The following is a 14,256-nucleotide window of genomic DNA, read 5'->3' on the forward strand; positions in this document are numbered from 1 at the left end:
TTTCCTGCGACAGTGGGTGCAACCGGGGGCGTGCGGCTGTGATTCCTCGGTGGGACCGGCCCTGCGGAATCGTTACCCAAGTGTGGGGCGTCAGGCGCCCAGGGCCACGGACTTCGGGTCGAAGCCGAACGGCAGCTCCAGCCGGTGCGCCCGCATCAGCTCCTCGTCGGACAGCAGCGTGCCGGTGGGGCCGTCCGCCGCGATCACGCCGTCACTGAGGATCAGGGAGCGCGGGCACAACTCCAGGGCGTACGGCAGGTCGTGCGTGACCATGAGGACCGTCACGTCCAGCGAGCGCAGGATGTCGGCCAGCTCGCGGCGCGAGGCCGGGTCCAGGTTGGACGACGGCTCGTCCAGGACCAGGATCTCCGGCTCCATGGCGAGCACGGTGGCCACCGCGACCCGGCGGCGCTGCCCGAAGGACAGGTGGTGCGGCGGCCGGTCGGCGAAGTCCCGCATCCCGACCCGGTCCAGCGCGGTGTGCACCCGCTCCTCCAGCGCGGCCCCCTTGATCCCGGCGGCGGCCGGGCCGAACGCCACGTCCTCGCGCACGGTCGGCATGAACAGCTGGTCGTCCGGGTCCTGGAAGACGATGCCGACCTTCTGCCGGATCGCGGCCATGTGCTGCTTGCCGACCGGCAGCCCGGCCACGGTCACCGTGCCGGTGCCGCCGCCCAGGATGCCGTTCAGGTGCAGCACCAGGGTGGTCTTGCCGGCGCCGTTGGGACCGAGCAGGGCGACCCGCTCGCCGCGCGCGATGCTGAAGTCCACGCCGAACAGCGCCTGGTGTCCGTCGGGGTAGGCGAAGGCGAGGCCGGAGACCTCCAGAGAAGCAGTCACAGGAACCATCCCAGCAGACAGATGACGAGGGCGGCGCAGGGGAGGGTGAGGGCGTGCCGCCACTGGGCACCGGAGGCGGTCACCTCGTCGATGACCGGCATCGACCCGGCGTAGCCCCGGCTCACCATGGCCAGGTGGACCCGCTCCCCGCGTTCGTAGGAGCGGATGAACAGCGCGCCGGCGGACTTGGCGAGCACGCCCCAGTGCCGCACGCCCCTCGCCTCGAAGCCGCGCGACTCCCGGGCGATCCGCATCCGGCGCATCTCGTCGGTGATGACGTCGCCGTAGCGGATCATGAAGGAGGCGATCTGCACGAGCAGCGGCGGCAGCCTCAGCCGCTGCAGGCCGAGCAGGAGTTCGCGCAGCTCGGTGGTGGCGGCCAGCAGCACGGAGGCGGCGACGCCGAGGGTGCCCTTGGCGAGCACGTTCCAGGCGCCCCACAGCCCGTTCACGCTGAGCGAGAGTCCGAGGACGTGCACCCGCTCGCCCTCCGCGACGAACGGCATGAGCACCGCGAACGCCACGAACGGCACCTCGATCAGCAGCCGCCGCAGCAGGAATCCGGCGGGCACGCGCGCGTGGTACGCGACCGACGCGAGCAGCACGGCGTACACCGCGAACGCCCACATCGCCTCGCGCGGGGTCGACACCACGACCACCACGAACAGGAACGCGGCGGCGAGCTTGGTGTGCGGCGGCAGCCCGTGCACGGGCGAGTGCCCGTGCCGGTACAGCCGGTGCGCGTGTCCGGCCCCCATGTCAGACGCCCGTGTTCACGGGGGAGACGTCGTCGGTGCGCCGCCGGCGCAGCGCCCAGAACACCGCGCTGCCCGCGACGACGGTGACGCCGACGCCGATGACGCCCGCGAGACCGCCCGACAGCCGGGCGTCGGAGATGTCCTTGACGCCGTAGTCGGCCAGCGGGGAGTCCGCCGCGGCGTGCTCCTTCTCCGTCTTGTCGATCCCCTTGTCGTGGGCGACCTTCTCCAGGCCGTCGGGGTTCGCGGAGGCGTAGAAGCTGACGAAGCCGGCCAGGACCAGGGAGGTGACCAGGCCGGTCACCCACAGGGTGCGCCGCGAGGTGCGGGCCGCCGCGGGCGCCGGGGCGGCGGGCCCGGCCGCGGGGGCGTCCACCAGGGTGCCGTTCACCCGCAGCTGGAGCCGCTGGCGCAGGCCGCGCGCGCCGTGCACCAGGTCGGGGCGGACGGCGACGACGGCGCCGACCGTGAGCGCGGTGATGACCGCCTCGCCGATGCCGATCAGCACGTGCACGCCGATCATCGCGGTGGCGACCTTGCCGATGGCGACGTCCGTGGTGCCGCCGATCGCGTAGATCAGGGTGAAGGCGACCGCGGCGGCGGGCACGGAGACCAGCGCGGCGACGAAGGAGGCCACCGTCACCGAGCGCCGCTTGCGGGGCAGCACGGCGAGCAGGCCGCGGAAGACGGCGTACGACACGACGGTGGTGACGAGCGCCATGTCGGTGATGTTCACGCCGAGCGCGGTCAGCCCGCCGTCGGCGAACAGCACGCCCTGCATCAGGAGCACCACCGACACGCACAGCACGGCCGTGTACGGTCCGACGAGTATCGCCGCCAGGGCTCCGCCCAGCAGGTGTCCGCTGGTCCCGGCCGCGACCGGGAAGTTGAGCATCTGCACGGCGAAGATGAACGCCGCGACCAGGCCGGCCAGGGGCGCGGTGCGCTCGTCCAGCTCGCGGCGGGCACCGCGCAGGCTCACCGCCAGGGCGCCGGCGGCGACCACTGCGGTGACCGCGGAGGTCGGGGCGTCTATGAATCCGTCAGGTACATGCACCCGACGATTTTAGGCCCTTGTTGCGAACCTCTTGCAAGAGAGACAGAGTCTCGTCTCCCACCGGGGCGCGAACCGGAAAGTGTGCCACCCTGGATGGAAGCGGAAGAACAGCTCTCACCTTGGTCACGGTGCGTGAAAGGGCGGTCCGATGTCTGTGGTCGAACAGTACGCACGCGCTCATATCGTCACGGACGAGGACGAGGAGGACCCGGGGGCCGTACCCGTCGTGCTGCGCTACGACCCCGACCGCGATCCCCGCTCCGTCCGCATCGGGCTGCCCGGTCCGCACGAGCGGACCTTCTCCCGCGCCCTGCTCGAACGGGGGCTGCGCGCGCCGGCCGGGACCGGCGACGTCCGGGTGTGGCCCTGCGGGCGGGTCCAGGCCGTCGTCGAGTTCCACACCGGGGACGGCGTGGAGGTCGTGCAGTTCGACTCCAAGACCCTGCTGCGGTTCCTGCGCCGCACCTACACCGCCGAGCCGGTACGCGGCTGATCAGCCCCCGAGCTTCAGCAGCTCCGCCACGATCGGGCCGGCCGTGTCACCGCCGTGACCGCCCGCCTGGACCACGCCCGCCGCGGCGAGATCGCCCCGGTACGCGCTGAACCAGCCGTTCGGCTTCTTCTGGCCGTCGACCTCCGCCGAACCGGTCTTCGCGCCGTAGTCCGGACCGAGCCCCGCCATCGCCTCCGCCGCCGTGCCCGAGGCGGCCGTGTACCGCATCAGCTCGCGCAGCTGGGAGAGGGTCTTCGGGGACAGGGTGCGCGCCGCGGTGGCCAGGCGCCGGTGGTCGACGGACGGCGCGACCAGGTACGGCTGGTGGAAGGAGCCCGCCTTCACGGTGGCCGCGACCGAGGCCATGTTCAGCGGGTTCATCCGCACCCCGCCCTGCCCGATCAGCTCGGCCGCCATCTGCGCCGCCGACTGCACCGGCACCGAGCCGTCGACGCTGGGCACGCCGATCGCCCAGTTGTTCATCGACAGCCCGAAGACCTGCTGGGCCTGCTTGGTCAGGTCGTCGTCGTCCAGCTTCTTCGCCTGGCTGATGAAGGCGGTGTTGCAGGAGCGGGCGAAGCTCGCCTTGAACGTGCCGCCCTTGATCTCGAAGTCGTCGTCGTTGTGGAACTTCCAGCCGCCGTAGGTGAACGTCTTCGGGCAGGGGTGCGGCTTGTCCGCCGAGGCCAGGCCCTTGTCGATGAGCAGCGACGCCGTGATGATCTTCATGGTGGAGCCGGGCGCCAGGGAGCCCTGGAAGGCGGTGTTGAAGCCGTGCCCGCTGTTGGCGACCGCGAGGATCTCGCCGGTGGAGGGCCGCAGCACCACCACCGAGGCCTTCGCCCGCTTGTCCACCTGCCGCTCGGCCGCCGCCTGGAGCGCCGGGCTGAGCGTCGTCCGCACCGTGCCGGGGGTGCCCTCGCTCAGCTCCGCCAGCGTCTTGTCGGACAGCCCCGCGGCCTTGGACTCCTTGCCGCGCACCACGCGCAGCTCGATGCCCGCCGTGCCGCCGGCCGTCTTGCCGTACTTCTCCCGCAGCCCGTCCAGCACCGTGCCCAGTGACGGGAACCGGGCGGCGGTGATCTCGCCGCCGTCGCGGTCCAGCGCCTTGACCGGCGGGGTGCCGGAGGCGCCGGTCACCAGCCGGTCGCCGTCCCTCAGGTCCGGGTGGACGACGGCCGGGTGCCAGTCGACCCGCGGCTCGCCGTCCTCCGCGCGGCGCACGACGGTGAGCGAGCTGCCGTAGGCCAGCGGCTTGCTGACGCCCTTGTAGGCCAGGGTGGCGCGCACGTCGAACGGCACCGTGGCGCCCTTGGCGGGCTTGGGGACGAGGGTGACGTCCACCAGGTGGGCGTCCTTCGCGTAGCCGGTGAGCAGCGGGGTCGCCGCCGTGGGGTCGTCGGTGGCGGCGGCGGCCTCGGCGGCCTTGCCGTGCTGCCAGGCGGTGAGGAAGCGGGTGGTGGCCGTGCGGACCTCGGCGGCGGTGAGCGGGCCGGTCTTCACGGCCTTGCGGCCGGCCGTGGCGGCGGTGCCCTCGTCGGCCGCGGCCCCGCCGTCGTACAGCGCGTACAGGCCGGCCCCGGCGCCGCCGACGACCACGGCCAGCATCCCGCCGAGCACGGCGGGACGGGTCTTCCGTCGCTCGGTGACGCGCCTTCTCTTGCCCACAGCCTCAGTTCCTCCGCGCGCTCTCCAGGCTCTCCTAAGCCCTCACACTCCCAACGACCGCTTTCACCTTAAGGTCCCCGTCTTCACGAGTGATCTTCACCGGCGTTCCGTAGCACGGTTGCGACAATCGGTCCGGCGGCGTCGATGCCGTGCCCGCCGTCCTGGACCATGGCCGCCGCCGCGACATCGCCCCGGTAACCGGTGAACCAGCTGTCCGACCCGGCCGTGTCGTCGGCCTCGGCGGAGCCGGTCTTCGCGCCGACGTCCCCGCTCAGCCCGGCCATCACCCCGGCCGCGGTGCCGGAGCGCGCGGTGCGCCGCATCATCGCCCGCAGCTGCCGGACGGTGCCCGGCGCGAGGCCGCGCGCGCGTGCCGGTTCGCGGCCGTCCAGGCTCAGCGGGACGATCACCGGCTGGCGGAAGGCGCCGGTCATCGCGGTCGCCGTCACGGAGGCCATGTTCAGCGGGCTCAGCTGCACCCGGCCCTGGCCGATCAGGCTCGCCGCGTTGTCCGGGCCGTCCGAGGCCGGGACCCGCCCGTCGAAGGTGGGCACGCCGGCCTGCCAGTCGTTGCGGCCCAGCCCGAACCGCTCCTCGGCCTCCCGGGTGAGGGAGCCGGGCTTCAGCTCGTCGGCGAACTTGATGAACGCCGTGTTGCAGGAGCGGGCGAAGCTGTCGGCGAGGGTGGCGTGCTCGTCGGGCGCCAGTCCCTCGAGGTTCCGGAAGGTCTGGCTCTCCGAGACGGCCGAGGGCGGGCAGGGCGCCGGGCCGTCCGCCGTGGTCAGGCCGTTGTCGATGAGGGCCGCCGCGCTGACGATCTTCATGGTGGAGCCGGGGGCGCGTTCGCCGAGGAGGGCCGCGTCGAAGCCGTCCTTGCGGTTGTTGGCGACGGCCAGGATCTCCCCGGTGCTCGGCTCGACGGCGACCACGGAGGACTCGGGATACCGCAGCACGGCCGCCTCGGCCGCCGCCTGGACGCTCGCGCCGATCGTCGTCGGGAGCCTGCCCGGTCTGCCCTTGGCCAGGGTGACCAGCGGGGTGTCCGCGGCCTGGCTGCCGTCCGGTGCGGCCTGGTGGCGGATCACCAGCTCCACACCGGACCTGCCGCCGGCCTTGTCGCCGTACCGGTCGCGCAGCTCGTCCAGCAGGGGGCCGAGCGAGGGGTACCTGTCCCGCGTCAGCACCTTCCCGGCGCGGTCCACGGGCTCGATCCCGGGGGCGGACGACTTCCCGGTGGTCAGCGTGTCGCCCTGGCGCAGCCGCGGGTGGACGACGGAGGGCCGCCAGTCGACCAGCGCCCGGTGCGAGGTCACCCCGCGGACGACGGTGAGCGTGCCGCGGTAGGACAGCGGTTTGGACAGGCCGTCGTAGGACACGGTCGCGGACACCGCGAAGGGCACCGTGTCGCCGCTGGGCGTGCCCGGTGTGATCCGCACCTTGCCTATGTGCGCGTCCTGGCCGTAGGCCGTCAGCAGCGCCTCGGCGGCCTCCGGGTAGTTCGTGTAGGAGGCCGCGGTCGCCGCGTCGCCCTTCTCCCAGGCGCCGAAGAACGCCTTGGCCGTCTCCTGCACCTCCGTGCCGCTGGGCGGCCCGGTCCGCGGGGGCGCCACGCCGGCCGCCGTGCCGCTGTCCCCGCTCATGGCGGACGCGAAGGTGTAGAGCCCGTACCCGGCGCCGCTCAGCAGTGTGACGCACATCCCGCCCACCACGGCCGCCTTGACCCCGTTGCGCATGACGCGGTCCCCCCTCCCGTTCAGCCTGTTGAACATGTTCAAATCAACTTGGGGGAGCACTGTAAGCGGTTGCGGTGCCCGTGGGGCGGGAGTTGTTCGAACCGTGACGGCTAAACCCACGTATCCAGCCACATCCGCGACCGCCACGAGTCGATCGGGATGGCCTGGCCCGTGTACAGGGGCCAGAAGTAGATGAAGTTCCAGGCGATCAGCAGGACCAGGACGCCCGCCGCCGTCGCGCCGATCACCCGGCGGGTGTCCGTGGAGCGCGCCGGGCCGATGACCGCGCCGGTCATCATCGCCACCGCGAGGCACAGGAACGGCAGGAAGACGACCGCGTAGAAGAGGAAGATCGTCCGCTCCTGGTAGTGGAACCACGGCAGATAGCCCGCCGCGACGCCGCAGGCGATGGCGCCGGCCCGCCAGTCACGGCGGAAGGCCCAGCGCCACAGCACATAGGCGAGGGCGAAGCAGGCCGCCCACCACAGCAGCGGCGTGCCGATCGCCAGCACCTCCCGGGCGCACTTCTCCGTCGCGTCCGCCGGGCAGCCGTCGTTGCCGGGGCCGGGGGACTCGTAGAAGTACGACACCGGGCGGCCCAGCACGAGCCAGCTCCACGGGTTGGACTGGTACGTGTGCGGCTGGTCGAGGTGGACGTGGAAGGTGTACACCTCGTGCTCGTAGTGCCACAGGCTGCGCAGCCAGTCCGGCAGGAACGACCAGGTGCCGCCCTTGCCGTCGGTGGCCGCCCAGTCGCGGTAGTAGCCGCCCGTGCCGTCGGTGGGGGAGAGGATCCAGCCCGTCCAGGAGGCCACGTACACCACCAGCGCCACCGGGACCGTCGCCACGAAGGCGGCACCGGTGTCGTACTTGAGGACCGCGAGGTACGGGTGCCGGGCACCGGCCACCTTGCGGGTGCCCACGTCCCACAGGACCGTCAGCACGCAGAACGCCGCCAGGACGTACAGGCCGTTCCACTTCGTGCCCGCCGCCAGGCCCAGCATCACGCCCGCGCCCCAGCGCCAGGGCCGCCAGCCGAACCGGAAGGCGTCGGCGACGGACGCGTCCGGCCGTACCCGGCCGTCCGGCCCCGCCGGCAGCGCGGCGGCCAGCTGCTCCCGCGCCCGGTCCCGGTCGACCACCAGACAGCCGAACGCGGCCAGCACGAAGAACATCAGCACGCCGTCCAGCAGCGACGTCCGGCTCATCACGAAGTGCAGCCCGTCCACCGCCATCAGCGCGCCCGCCAGGCAGCCGAGGAACGTCGAGCGGAACATCCGGCGCCCGATCCGGCACAGCAGCAGCACGCTCAGCGTCCCGAGCAGCGCCGTCATGAACCGCCAGCCGAACGGGTCGAACCCGAACAGCAGCTCGCCGAGCCCGATCACGTACTTGCCGACCGGCGGGTGCACGACGTACGCCGCGTCCGTCGGCACCGCCAGATGGCCGTGCTGCTGGAGCACCATGTCGTTGGCGTTCTTGCCGTACTGGTCCCAGCTGACCTCGAAACCGCGGTGGACGAGCGCCCAGGCGTCCTTGGCGTAGTACGTCTCGTCGAATATCACCGCCCGCGGACTGCCCAGGTGCCAGAACCGCAGCAGACCCGCCAGCAGCGTCACCAGCAGCGGCCCGCCCCAGCCCGACCAGCGCGTCAGCCGCCCGGCCAGGACCGGCGAGGCGCCCAGCGCCCGCCACAGCCGGGGGCTCGGCTGCGCGTACGGCGGCACCAGCCGGTCGCGTACGTCGCCCGCCGGCGCGTCCGCGGCCGGCGCGTACCCGAATCGGCGCAGCCGCCGCTGCCACGACGGCCGCCGGTCGTGCGGTGCCTGGCCCTGCCGGTGGTCCATGGAGGACGCGGTACTGGTCACCGCGCCATCGTAGGGAACCGGCCTGTGCGAGTCCCGTGCCTGGGCGCCACCGGTCGTCGCGCAGGCGTTTTCCTCCCCCGGCGCGAGCCCTGGGAGGATGGGGGGGTGACTGGAACCCTTGTCCTGGCAGGTACCCCCATCGGCGACATCGCGGACGCGCCGCCCCGGCTGGCCGAGGAGCTGGCCGCGGCCGACGTGGTCGCCGCCGAGGACACCCGGCGGCTGCGCCGGCTCACCCAGGCGCTGGGCGTCACCCCCAAGGGCCGCGTGATCTCCTACTTCGAGGGCAACGAGTCCGCCCGCACCCCCGAGCTGGTCGCCGAACTCCTCGGCGGCGCGCGTGTGCTCCTGGTGACCGACGCGGGCATGCCGTCCGTCTCCGACCCCGGGTACCGGCTGGTCGCCGCCGCCGTGGAGCAGGACGTCCGGGTCACCGCCGTCCCCGGTCCGTCCGCCGTGCTCACCGCGCTCGCCCTGTCCGGGCTGCCCGTGGACCGGTTCTGCTTCGAGGGCTTCCTGCCGCGCAAGGCCGGCGAGCGGCTGTCCCGGCTGCGCGAGGTGGCGGCCGAGCGGCGCACCCTCGTCTACTTCGAGGCCCCGCACCGGCTCGACGACACCCTCGCCGCGATGGCCGAGGTCTTCGGCGCGGGCCGGCGGGCCGCCGTCTGCCGCGAGCTGACCAAGACGTACGAGGAGGTGCGGCGCGGCCCGCTGGCCGAGCTGGCGCGGTGGGCCGCGGAGGGCGTGCGCGGGGAGATCACCGTGGTGGTCGAGGGCGCGCCCGAGACCGGGCCGGAGGAGCTGGACGCGGCGGAGCTGGTGCGCCGGGTCCGGGTGCGGGAGGAGGCCGGGGAGCGGCGCAAGGAGGCGATCGCGGCGGTGGCGGTGGAGGCGGGGCTGCCCAAGCGGGTCGTCTTCGACGCCGTCGTCGCCGCCAAGCGCGTCGGTGAGTGACGTCCGCTCCGCCTGACGGGGCCGCGGCCCCCCATACGCCGGCAAAAGGCCGCCCTCGTCGGCAAAGCCCAGCCGTCCCAATCGGCTCGCTCGGGCAAGGGGCGGCCAAATCGGGGCCAACAGTCGGCAGGTCGGATGCTTTCGCGCCAGCCGAGGCGTCCACTGGGTGACGGGACGCACCCGTCCAACAGGGACGCACCCGGGCAAGAGGGAGCTGGCATGAGTGACATAGCAGGGCAGACCGGTCTCCGCGGTTCGGCCACCGGCGCCGGTCCGGCCGCCGGCGTCGTGCACGAGTCGTACGCCTTCGCCTGCATGCGCTGCGGGCACGGCTGGGAGCAGTCGTACGCGATCGAGCACCACACGAACGCCGAGGGGGAGCAGTTCGTGCGGTACGTGGCCGACGGCCGGGTGGTGCCGTCGCCGCTGAGCCGGCCGGTCTGCCAGAACTGTGACGGTCACCTCGTGCGGATCATGCGCGCGGGTCAGGTGGCCTCGGTGCGCGCCGCCGCCGGCGGCCGGCCTGACCCGGTGCCGGCCGCGGGCCCGGTCGAGGTGCCGCGGGTGCCGGGGCAGACCAGGGAGCCGCACCACTGGCACCTGTCCGACCTGCTGCACCCGTTCCACCGCAAGGCCGGCTGAGCGGAGCACCGGCCGGCCCGGGCATGCCCCTTTCGTAGGATCGGGGCATGCCTTCGAACGCCGGCCACAGCCCCAAGGGCGACGACAAGAACGCGGCCCCGCCGCTCCCGGCACCCCTCGCGGTGCCCGTCGCCGACTCCCACACCCACCTCGACATGCAGTCCGGCACGGTGGAGGAGGGCCTGGCGAAGGCCGCCTCGGTGGGCGTCACGACGGTCGTCCAGGTCGGCTGCGACATCGAGGGGTCGCGGTGGGCGGCCGAGACCGCCGCCGCGCACGAGAGCGTCCACGCGGCCGTCGCCCTGCACCCCAACGAGGCCCCGCGCATCGTCCACGGGGACCCCGACGGATGGTCACGGCAGGGGGCCCGGGCGGCGGGCGGGGACGCGGCGCTGGACGAGGCCCTCGCCGAGATCGACCGGCTGGCCGCGCTGCCGCAGGTCAAGGGCGTCGGCGAGACGGGCCTGGACCACTTCCGCACCGGCCCCGAGGGCAAGGCCGCCCAGGAACGGTCCTTCCGGGCCCACATCGAGATCGCCAAGCGGCACGGCAAGGCGCTCGTCATCCACGACCGCGACGCGCACGCCGACGTGCTGCGGATCCTGAAGGAGGAGGGCGCCCCCGAGCGCACCGTCTTCCACTGCTACTCCGGCGACGCCGAGATGGCCGGGATCTGCGCCCGCGAGGGCTACTTCATGTCCTTCGCCGGCAACGTCACCTTCAAGAACGCCCAGAACCTGCGGGACGCCCTCGCCGTCGCCCCGCTGGAACTGGTCCTGGTGGAGACCGACGCGCCGTTCCTGACCCCGGCGCCGTACCGCGGACGGCCGAACGCGCCGTATCTCGTCCCGGTGACGGTCCGCGCGATGGCCGCCGTGCGCGGCATCGACGAGGACACGCTGGCGAAGGCCCTGGCCGCGAACACCGCCCGCGCCTTCGGCTACTGACCGTCACCACCGCGCCGTACGTCGCACCGCTGCGTAGTCGCGCCGCTTTGGAGAGTGACCGGCGCTCCGCTAGGTTCTGGGGGCCCGATCCGGACCCCTCTGGCCCTCTGGAGCGTGTCGGCGTGAGCAAGTCGCAGTACGAGGCGTACCAGGCGTACGAGACGTACCAGGCGTACGGCCCCGGTGCCGCACCGCCGGCGCACGCGCGGACGAGCGAGCCGCCGGTCCTGCCGCGGCAGGGCACGAGCGCACCGCCGCGGGACGGGGCACGCGCACACGGCTGCGACGCCCTCCCGGCGGACGGCGCGGGCGGCGCGGATGGCGCGGGCGGCGCACCGGACGGGCGGGCCGTGCGCCGGCGCGGGAGCCGCGGTGCCGACCGCCCGGAGTCCGCCGTGCGCCGGCTGCTGCCGCAGGCGCTGGTCGTGGCCTTCCTCGCCGGCGGCACCAGCGCCTTCGTCGCCGAGGACAAGGCGGTCGAGCTGAGCGTCGACGGCAGCCGGCGCACCCTGCACACCTTCGCCGACGACGTGGGCGAACTCCTCGCCGAGGAGGGCGTACGGGTGGGCGCCCACGACATGGTCGCGCCCGCCCCCGGCACCGGACTCGCCAGCGGCGACGAGGTCGCGGTGCGCTACGGCCGCCCTCTGCGGCTCACCCTGGACGGCCACCGGCAGGAGGTGTGGACGACGGCGCACACCGTGGCGGACGCGCTGGACCAGCTGGGCGTCCGCGCCGAGGGCGCCTATCTGTCCGCCTCCCGCTCCCGGCGCATCTCCCGTGCCGGGCTCGCGCTCGACGTGCGCACCGAGCGGGCCGTCACCGTCCTGGCGGACGGCCGGACCCGCACCGTCCGCACCAACGCGGCAACCGTCCGCGAGGTGGTCGAGGAGGCCGGGATCACCCTGCACGGCCAGGACACCCTCTCCGTCCCCGGGGACAGCTTCCCGCGCGACGGGCAGACCGTGACCGTGCTGCGGGTGACCGGCCGCCGGGAGGTCCACGAGGAGCAGATCCCGTTCCCGGCCGTACGGATCACCGACCCCACCCTCTTCCGGGGCACCGAGGTCGTCACCCGGCCCGGCCGGCCCGGACTGCGCCGCACCGTCTACTACGTGCGCACCGTCAACGGGGTCCGGCAGCGCCCGCGCCCGGAGAGCACCGAGCTGGTCCGCGCGCCCCGCACCCAGGTGGTGAAGGTCGGCACCCGGCCGCGGCCCGCCTCCGTGCACGACACCGGCCACCTGGACTGGCACGCCCTCGCCGTCTGCGAGTCCGGCGCCCGCCCGGACGCCGTCGACCCCTCCGGCACCTACGGCGGCCTCTACCAGTTCGACACCCGCACCTGGCACAGCCTCGGCGGCAGGGGCCGCCCCCAGGACGCCTCCCCGCAGGAGCAGACGCTGCGCGCGAAGAAGCTGTACGTACGGCGCGGGGCGAGCCCCTGGCCGCTCTGCGGCGCGAGGCTGCGGGGATAGTCCCGCCGGGCCGGGTACCTGGCACCCCGGCCCTCCGCGCCCCCGTACCCTTGTCCCGTGACCAGCCCCACCCCCGACGCCCTCCTCGGCCCCGCCGACATCCGTGAGCTCGCCGCGGCGCTCGGCGTCCGCCCGACCAAGCAGCGCGGCCAGAACTTCGTGATCGACGCCAACACGGTCCGCCGGATCGTCCGCACCGCCGAGGTCTGCCCCGACGACGTGGTGGTGGAGGTCGGTCCCGGGCTCGGCTCGCTCACCCTCGCGCTGCTGGAGGTCGCCGACCGGGTCACCGCCGTCGAGATCGACGACGTCCTGGCCGCGGCCCTGCCCGCCACCGTCGCCGCGCGCATGCCCGGGCGCGCCGACCGGTTCGCGCTGGTCCACTCCGACGCGATGCACGTCACCGGACTGCCCGGTCCCGCGCCGACGGCCCTGGTGGCGAACCTGCCGTACAACGTCGCCGTGCCGGTGCTGCTGCACATGCTCGACACCTTCCCGAGCATCGAGCGGACGCTGGTGATGGTGCAGTCCGAGGTCGCCGACCGGCTCGCCGCCGGGCCCGGCAACAAGGTGTACGGCGTGCCGTCCGTGAAGGCCAACTGGTACGCCGAGGTGAAGCGGGCCGGGGCCATCGGCCGGAACGTGTTCTGGCCCGCGCCCAACGTCGACAGCGGACTGGTGTCCCTGGTCCGGCGGACGGAGCCGATCAAGACGACCGCCTCGAAGAAGGAGGTCTTCGCGGTGGTCGACGCGGCGTTCGCACAGCGCCGCAAGACCCTGCGGGCCGCGCTCGCCGGCTGGGCCGGCTCCGCCGCGGCGGCCGAGGCGGCGCTGGTCGCGGCCGGGGTCTCGCCGCAGGCGCGCGGGGAGTCCCTGACGGTCGAGGAGTTCGCGCGGATCGCCGAGCACAAGGAGAGCGGCAAGTGAGCGTCACGGTACGCGTGCCGGCCAAGGTCAACGTCCAGCTCGCGGTGGGCGCCGCCCGCCCCGACGGGTTCCACGACCTGGCCAACGTCTTCCTCGCCGTCGGCCTGTACGACGAGGTGACGGTGACCCCGGCGGACGAGCTGCGGATCACCTGTGACGGCCCGGACGCCGGCCAGGTCCCCCTGGACCGCACCAACCTCGCCGCGCGCGCGGCGATCGCCCTCGCCGGGCGCCGGGGCATCGAGCCGCACGTGCACCTCCACATCGCCAAGGACATCCCGGTCGCCGGCGGCATGGCGGGCGGCAGCGCGGACGGCGCGGGCGCGCTGCTCGCGTGCGACGCGCTGTGGGGCACGGGTGCCTCGCGCGACGAACTCCTGGAGATCTGCGCCGAGCTGGGCAGTGACGTGCCGTTCAGCCTGGTCGGCGGCGCGGCGCTCGGGGTCGGGCGCGGTGAGCGGCTGACGGAGCTGGAGGTGGGCGGCACCTTCCACTGGGTGTTCGCGATGGCCGGGCGCGGGCTGTCCACCCCGGCGGTGTTCCGCGAGTTCGACCGGCTGGCCGAGGGCCGGGAGGTCCCGGAGCCGGTGGCCTCCCCGGACCTGCTGGCGGCGCTCGCGAAGGGGGACGCGGACGCGCTGGCGGCGACCGTCTCCAACGACCTCCAGCCGGCGGCCCTGTCCCTGTTCCCGGAACTGGCGGACACGCTGGCGGCGGGGCGCGGCGCGGGGGCGCTGGCCGCGCTGGTCTCCGGGTCCGGTCCCACGACGGCGTTCCTCACGCGGGACGCCGGGGCGGCGGAGACGGTGGCCGAGGCGTTGCGGGCGTCGGGGACGTGCGGGGCGGTACGGACGGCGGCGGGGCCGGTGGCGGGGGCTACGGTTCTCTGAG

The 14,256-nt window shown here is 73.9% G+C and carries 13 protein-coding genes; 7 read left to right on the top strand and 6 right to left on the bottom strand.

Features of this window, described 5'->3' with window-relative positions:
- Positions 1-90: 90 nt before the first annotated feature.
- Genes AB0E62_RS08160 through AB0E62_RS08170 form a run of 3 tightly spaced genes read right to left on the bottom strand, consistent with a single transcriptional unit; the run spans position 91 to position 2,655 of the window.
- Positions 91-849, bottom strand: coding sequence for an ABC transporter ATP-binding protein (locus tag AB0E62_RS08160; protein ID WP_362189814.1), 759 nt, complete (start codon positions 847-849; stop codon positions 91-93).
- The gene (gene cbiQ / locus AB0E62_RS08165; protein ID WP_362189817.1) at positions 837-1,598 is read right to left on the bottom strand and encodes a cobalt ECF transporter T component CbiQ; all 762 of its coding nucleotides are present in this window, start codon (positions 1,596-1,598) and stop codon (positions 837-839) included. The genes AB0E62_RS08160 and cbiQ overlap by 13 nt, the downstream gene beginning before the upstream one ends.
- A 1-nt stretch (position 1,599) precedes the next feature.
- Entirely contained in the window at positions 1,600-2,655 is a 1,056-nt protein-coding gene (locus AB0E62_RS08170; protein WP_362189820.1) for an energy-coupling factor ABC transporter permease, read from the bottom strand.
- A 148-nt stretch (positions 2,656-2,803) separates the two neighbouring features.
- Between AB0E62_RS08170 and AB0E62_RS08175 the strand changes: the two genes are divergently transcribed.
- Entirely contained in the window at positions 2,804-3,148 is a 345-nt protein-coding gene (locus AB0E62_RS08175; RefSeq protein ID WP_362189823.1) for an SsgA family sporulation/cell division regulator, read from the top strand.
- On the opposite strand, the gene AB0E62_RS08180 is transcribed toward AB0E62_RS08175, so the two are convergent.
- From AB0E62_RS08180 to AB0E62_RS08190, 3 genes are all read right to left on the bottom strand, one after another.
- The gene (locus AB0E62_RS08180) at positions 3,149-4,816 is read right to left on the bottom strand and encodes a penicillin-binding transpeptidase domain-containing protein (RefSeq protein ID WP_362189825.1); all 1,668 of its coding nucleotides are present in this window, start codon (positions 4,814-4,816) and stop codon (positions 3,149-3,151) included.
- 83 nt (positions 4,817-4,899) lie between these two features.
- The gene (locus AB0E62_RS08185) at positions 4,900-6,549 is read right to left on the bottom strand and encodes a penicillin-binding transpeptidase domain-containing protein (RefSeq protein WP_362189827.1); all 1,650 of its coding nucleotides are present in this window, start codon (positions 6,547-6,549) and stop codon (positions 4,900-4,902) included.
- Between the two features lie 110 nt (positions 6,550-6,659).
- Positions 6,660-8,417, bottom strand: a complete 1,758-nt coding sequence (locus AB0E62_RS08190) for a phospholipid carrier-dependent glycosyltransferase (RefSeq protein ID WP_362189829.1) — start codon at positions 8,415-8,417, stop codon at positions 6,660-6,662.
- 105 nt (positions 8,418-8,522) lie between these two features.
- Between AB0E62_RS08190 and rsmI the strand changes: the two genes are divergently transcribed.
- The 6 genes from rsmI (at position 8,523) to AB0E62_RS08220 (ending at position 14,255) form a co-directional block, all read left to right on the top strand.
- Positions 8,523-9,371 carry a 16S rRNA (cytidine(1402)-2'-O)-methyltransferase gene (rsmI, locus tag AB0E62_RS08195; protein WP_362189832.1) on the top strand — a complete coding sequence of 283 codons (849 nt, stop codon included), beginning with the start codon at positions 8,523-8,525 and terminating at the stop codon, positions 9,369-9,371.
- Positions 9,372-9,590: 219 nt separating this feature from the next.
- Positions 9,591-10,013 carry a hypothetical protein gene (locus AB0E62_RS08200; protein ID WP_362189835.1) on the top strand — a complete coding sequence of 141 codons (423 nt, stop codon included), beginning with the start codon at positions 9,591-9,593 and terminating at the stop codon, positions 10,011-10,013.
- 47 nt (positions 10,014-10,060) lie between these two features.
- Positions 10,061-10,960: a TatD family hydrolase gene (locus tag AB0E62_RS08205; protein WP_362189837.1), complete on the top strand. Its 900-nt coding sequence runs from the start codon at positions 10,061-10,063 to the stop codon at positions 10,958-10,960.
- A gap of 122 nt (positions 10,961-11,082) precedes the next feature.
- Positions 11,083-12,438 carry a ubiquitin-like domain-containing protein gene (locus AB0E62_RS08210; protein ID WP_362189840.1) on the top strand — a complete coding sequence of 452 codons (1,356 nt, stop codon included), beginning with the start codon at positions 11,083-11,085 and terminating at the stop codon, positions 12,436-12,438.
- Positions 12,439-12,495: 57 nt separating this feature from the next.
- Positions 12,496-13,365 (top strand): 16S rRNA (adenine(1518)-N(6)/adenine(1519)-N(6))-dimethyltransferase RsmA, encoded by an 870-nt coding sequence (gene rsmA / locus AB0E62_RS08215; RefSeq protein WP_362189843.1) that lies wholly within the window; start codon positions 12,496-12,498, stop codon positions 13,363-13,365.
- Positions 13,362-14,255 (top strand): 4-(cytidine 5'-diphospho)-2-C-methyl-D-erythritol kinase, encoded by an 894-nt coding sequence (locus AB0E62_RS08220; protein WP_362189845.1) that lies wholly within the window; start codon positions 13,362-13,364, stop codon positions 14,253-14,255. The genes rsmA and AB0E62_RS08220 overlap by 4 nt, the downstream gene beginning before the upstream one ends.
- The last annotated feature ends 1 nt before the right edge of the window (position 14,256 follow it).

This window comes from Streptomyces sp. NPDC038707 (assembly GCF_040636485.1).
Classification (GTDB): Bacteria; Actinomycetota; Actinomycetes; order Streptomycetales; family Streptomycetaceae; genus Streptomyces.

What these genes read in the sequence shown, in the direction of transcription:
- AB0E62_RS08160 (WP_362189814.1), bottom strand. Translation starts at nt 849, where the DNA reads ATGGTTCCTGTGACTGCTTCTCTGGAGGTCTCCGGCCTCGCCTTCGCC.
- cbiQ (WP_362189817.1), bottom strand. Translation starts at nt 1,598, where the DNA reads ATGGGGGCCGGACACGCGCACCGGCTGTACCGGCACGGGCACTCGCCC.
- AB0E62_RS08175 (WP_362189823.1), top strand. Translation starts at nt 2,804, where the DNA reads ATGTCTGTGGTCGAACAGTACGCACGCGCTCATATCGTCACGGACGAG.
- AB0E62_RS08185 (WP_362189827.1), bottom strand. Translation starts at nt 6,549, where the DNA reads ATGCGCAACGGGGTCAAGGCGGCCGTGGTGGGCGGGATGTGCGTCACA.
- AB0E62_RS08200 (WP_362189835.1), top strand. Translation starts at nt 9,591, where the DNA reads ATGAGTGACATAGCAGGGCAGACCGGTCTCCGCGGTTCGGCCACCGGC.
- AB0E62_RS08205 (WP_362189837.1), top strand. Translation starts at nt 10,061, where the DNA reads ATGCCTTCGAACGCCGGCCACAGCCCCAAGGGCGACGACAAGAACGCG.